This is a genomic window from Wolbachia endosymbiont of Litomosoides brasiliensis, from assembly GCF_013366805.1.
Lineage (GTDB): Bacteria > Pseudomonadota > Alphaproteobacteria > Rickettsiales > Anaplasmataceae > Wolbachia.
The window spans coordinates 1-4,054 of the sequence record NZ_WQMO01000035.1 but is presented as its reverse complement, the minus strand read 5'-3'; the positions used below and the strand labels follow the sequence as shown (position 1 = coordinate 4,054).

Annotated in this window: 2 protein-coding genes and 1 pseudogene; 1 reads left to right on the top strand and 2 read right to left on the bottom strand. The window is 34.0% G+C overall.

What is annotated here, in order from left to right; translation table 11 throughout:
* Positions 1 to 212 precede the first annotated feature (212 nt).
* A pseudogene (locus GO684_RS06095) lies at positions 213 to 355 on the bottom strand (IS630-like element ISWpi10 family transposase); the annotation flags it as partial.
* 492 nt (positions 356 to 847) lie between these two features.
* Positions 848 to 3,391, bottom strand: a complete 2,544-nt coding sequence (gene polA, locus GO684_RS04870) for a DNA polymerase I (protein ID WP_175939396.1) — start codon at positions 3,389 to 3,391, stop codon at positions 848 to 850.
* Positions 3,392 to 3,863: 472 nt separating this feature from the next.
* Here polA and GO684_RS04865 point away from each other — a divergent pair.
* A partial coding sequence (locus GO684_RS04865) for a hypothetical protein (RefSeq protein ID WP_175939395.1) occupies positions 3,864 to 4,054 on the top strand: 191 nt, incomplete at its 3' end.

Genomic DNA, 4,054 nt, shown 5'->3' with positions numbered 1-4,054 from the left:
TTTTGCATATTATGGTGTACTGTAAATTTTCTAACATTCAAGCCAAATTTTTCCTGGATTCTTATCCTAATTTCTTTAAATGATAATGTTAGAGTTTTCTTGTATCTATGCTTCAACTTATTCAAATTGACTCTGATCCAATCTAGTTCTTTTATGACGTTAAAGGAGAGTAAACAATTTTTCTTCTCTTCAAATTTTAGGTGTTTTGTTTATGGAGTTAGTACTGTTCTTGAAATGCAACATATTTTTGCTACGGCTGTTATACTGTGCTTTTTCACTGCAATTATAGCATTTGGTTTTTTTGCACATATGCATTATTTTGTATTTTCTTCAGCATTTCTTTTGCTGATTCCATGACTTTTTCATCCAATAATTTTGATTCAATGCCATTGAACCCTTGCTATTTTGCTTACTCAGTATGGCTTCTTTTTCATTAGTTGTCTATCCATTCTTTATACAGTGGGAATTTGTATTAGCTGCATTTTAAATGCAACTAATTGGGGCTGTAGATATTTAAGAAATTTACTAAGAGGAGAAAAAGGGTCAAAAAACTACAGAGTAACTAGTTGCTACTCTTTGATTCTAAAAATTTGATGTTGGGTGATGTCTTAAACGCTTTATAAACGCGTTTTAGCTTATATAGGTCAACTTGGGGGGAGATTTTATGAAGACGTGCGGTGCATATGGTGCAAAGAATTAAACAACGATATGCTAAATACAAGGTCTTTTTTTTAATCTGCATTGGAAGCTTATATAAAATAAGCCCATAGCAAGAGGGCTAGCGAGGTGTGTCAAGTATTTTTTGCATTTCTATGAGCTGCTTGAAAACACCTGCCAGTCTCTCAAATCACAATGTTTGTGTAGTTGTTCCCCAGTTATCACTGATTTTTACCTCTACTTTAAGTGGTATAGAAATTTTTACTACATTTTCCATTACATCCTTCATAAGTTTTACCGTTTCTTGTACTTTTTCATCCTCTACTTCAATTAGTAGCTCATCATGAACTTGGAGAATTATTTTGCCTGCTTTTAACCGATCAAAAAGCTGAATCATTGCACATTTTATTATATCAGCGGCAGTTCCTTGCAGTGGTGCGTTTATTGCCGCTCTTTCCGCAAATTGTCTTAGATAAGGAGTTGTGTTATTTATGTCTTTTATAAAGCATCTTCTGCCAAACAAAGTTTCTATATAACCATGCTGTCTCGCGATAGACACTGCTTTTTCTATATAGACCTTTATTTCTGGGTAACAGGAGAAGTAGTAATCGATGTATTCAGCAGCTTCCTTAATGGTGATTCCAAGATGTTTTGCAAGGTCAAATGGGCTGATTCCATATATACTTCCAAAGTTAATAGATTTTGCTTTGCGCCTTAATTGTTTATTAATTTCTATGCCTTTTTGTACCCCAAGAACTTGCTCTGCAGTAATGTTGTGAATATCCTTTCCATTTGCAAAAGCTTCTTTAAACGCTGCAACATTTGCAACATGTGCTAGGAGTCTCAGTTCTATCTGTGAGTAATCAGCAGAAATTATCTTATATCCCTTTGGCGCAATAAATGCCTGTCTAATAAGATTTCCTTCTTCGCTCCTGATAGGGATGTTCTGCAAATTAGGGTTGCTTGAATTGAGTCTTCCAGTTACAGTTGTTGAGAAATTTGTGTGTATTCTGCCATCAAACAGGTCAACTTGCTTTATTAGTGCGTCAGTGTAGGTACCTTTTAATTTACTTAAGTGTCGCCAATCTAAAATTTTGCTTGCAATTTCAACTCCTTCTATTTCAAGTTTCTCTAGTGCTGCGGAGTTTGTGCTATACGGCCCAGATTTCAACTTTTTTTTCTTATTGAGCTCCATCTTATTAAACAGAACATTGCTTAATTGTTTTGGCGAAGCAATATTAAACTTTTCTCCTGCCAAATCGTATATGTCGTTTTCAAGTACAGCGATTAGCTGTTGGAATCTATTAGACAATTCCTGTAGTTTCTGAATATTTAGTAATATTCCGTTTTTTTCTATGTTGAGTATTACTTTTGTAAGCGGCTTATCGAAGCGCTCGTAAATTGTAAAAAGCTTTTCCTGAAATAGCCTTTGTTTCAGCTTTTTATGAATTGCTATTAAAGTTTTTGCTGAAAAAGTCTCTATATTTTTACTCAAATTATGTGCGATTATGTTTGGAATGCTATGGTCGTGTTTTCCTGTGTCGAGGCTGTATGACATTATCATCAAATCGTCAACTGAGCCCAGTGCTTTTTCTATTGTAGGAATGGTTTTTTTGATTTCTCTGATATCATGTATTACTTTAAGTATCCCCTTTGAAAGTAGAGTTGAATTAATTATGATAAGTGCATCTTGTAAATAGTTTTGAGCTATGTAAAAAACGTTATCTTCATTGTAAGATAAGGAGATTTTACTAAGTACGTTGTTTTCAAAATGGCAATAAATTGCGATTTTGTCTTCGTATCTGCAGTGCTCCAAAAATTTTTCTAATGCTTCATTACTATATTCTGTTCTCTCTTTTGTATTTGGTTCATTATAAGAAAAAAGCTTTTCTACTTTGCCTATCAAGGAATTTAATTCATACTTCTTTAAAAAGGATAACAATTTTTCCATGTTTGGAGAGAGAACCTTATATTTTGCGGCACCGTATTGAAGATCAACTTTCTTGCATAGTGATAAAAGTTTTCTTGAAATTAACGCTTTTTCTTTATGCTCGGTGAGGATATTACGTATCCTTGTTTGCTTGATGTTATTGATGTTTTCTATGGTGTTGTTCAACGAATCAAATTCATCCAGCAATTTAGCTGCAGTCTTTAGGCCTATTCCTGGAACGCCAGGAATGTTGTCGGATGTGTCTCCAGTTAGAGAAAATAAATCAAGAAGCTTATTTGAATTTACGCCAAATTTTTCTATTACTTGTTTTTCATCTATGTATATGTTTTTGATAGGATCAAATATTAAAACGTTGTAATTCAAGAGCTGAAACAAATCTTTATCTGGTGAAACTATTACTATTTTAAAATCTTGGTGGTTGGCATATTTTGTAGTTAGTGTTGCAATTATATCATCTGCTTCATAGCCTTCAATCTCTTCATGACTAAGATTAAGAGCTTCTATTGCTTCCCTCAGTATTGCAAACTGTGGAATTAAATCCTCAGGAGGAACTACTCTATTTGCTTTATACTCAGGGTATAAATCGTGTCTGAAATTTTTTTTACCGGAGTCAAGTACTATGGTTAAGTAGTCTGAATGGGCGATATACTTTAAAACCATATTCAGAAATCCATATACAGCACCTATTGGCATGCCGGTTGTGGTAGTTAAATAATGCAAAACGTAATAAGCTCTGAAAAGAAAACTGTAACCATCGATAATTGTGAAAGTTTTTTTTTGCATTGTAGAGATATTTATGTGTGCCCTTGATAGTCCATTATTTAGCTGCAGAAATCAAGTCTTTGTTTTCTTGCTTTGTAAATAGCTTGGAGAATTTTGCGCCCAAATAGCATTTACACATAGTTAATAATTATCGTTTAAAGTTGAGTTATACTAAAAAGTTGAAACTCAAAATGAGTAAAAAGAAAGAAGGAAAGCCTGAAGGAGGCTAAATCAGCTAGCGGAATTGTAAAGACTATTAGTGGTCCGGTTATTTTTGATTTTACTTCAATAAAAAGTGAAGTAGCACCAGTAAAAATTAGGCCAAAGACTAGGAATAATCAAGCCTCTAAAATAGAGTAAAGCTCACGCTTTCTCAACTTTCGACTCCAGCTTAACGAGTGACAGCGAAGCGTTTGATACAAGTTCTATATCAAGTAAAAGTGAAATATCATCTAACTTGGAGCCAGCGGCCTCAAAAAAGTTGAGGTAAACGATGATACATCGCAGCAACAATTGCAAAATTCAGGTCAGCAAAAATTTGCTGGAATTGGAAAAGGTGGTAGGAGAGTTCTTATACCAATCCTCATTGTTAGTGGGCCAAATAAACGACGTTGCAGAGTTATTTAATTGCGGAGTGAAAGAGAGAGATAATAAATTTGCACAAAGCGCTCTCAAGCAAAGCAC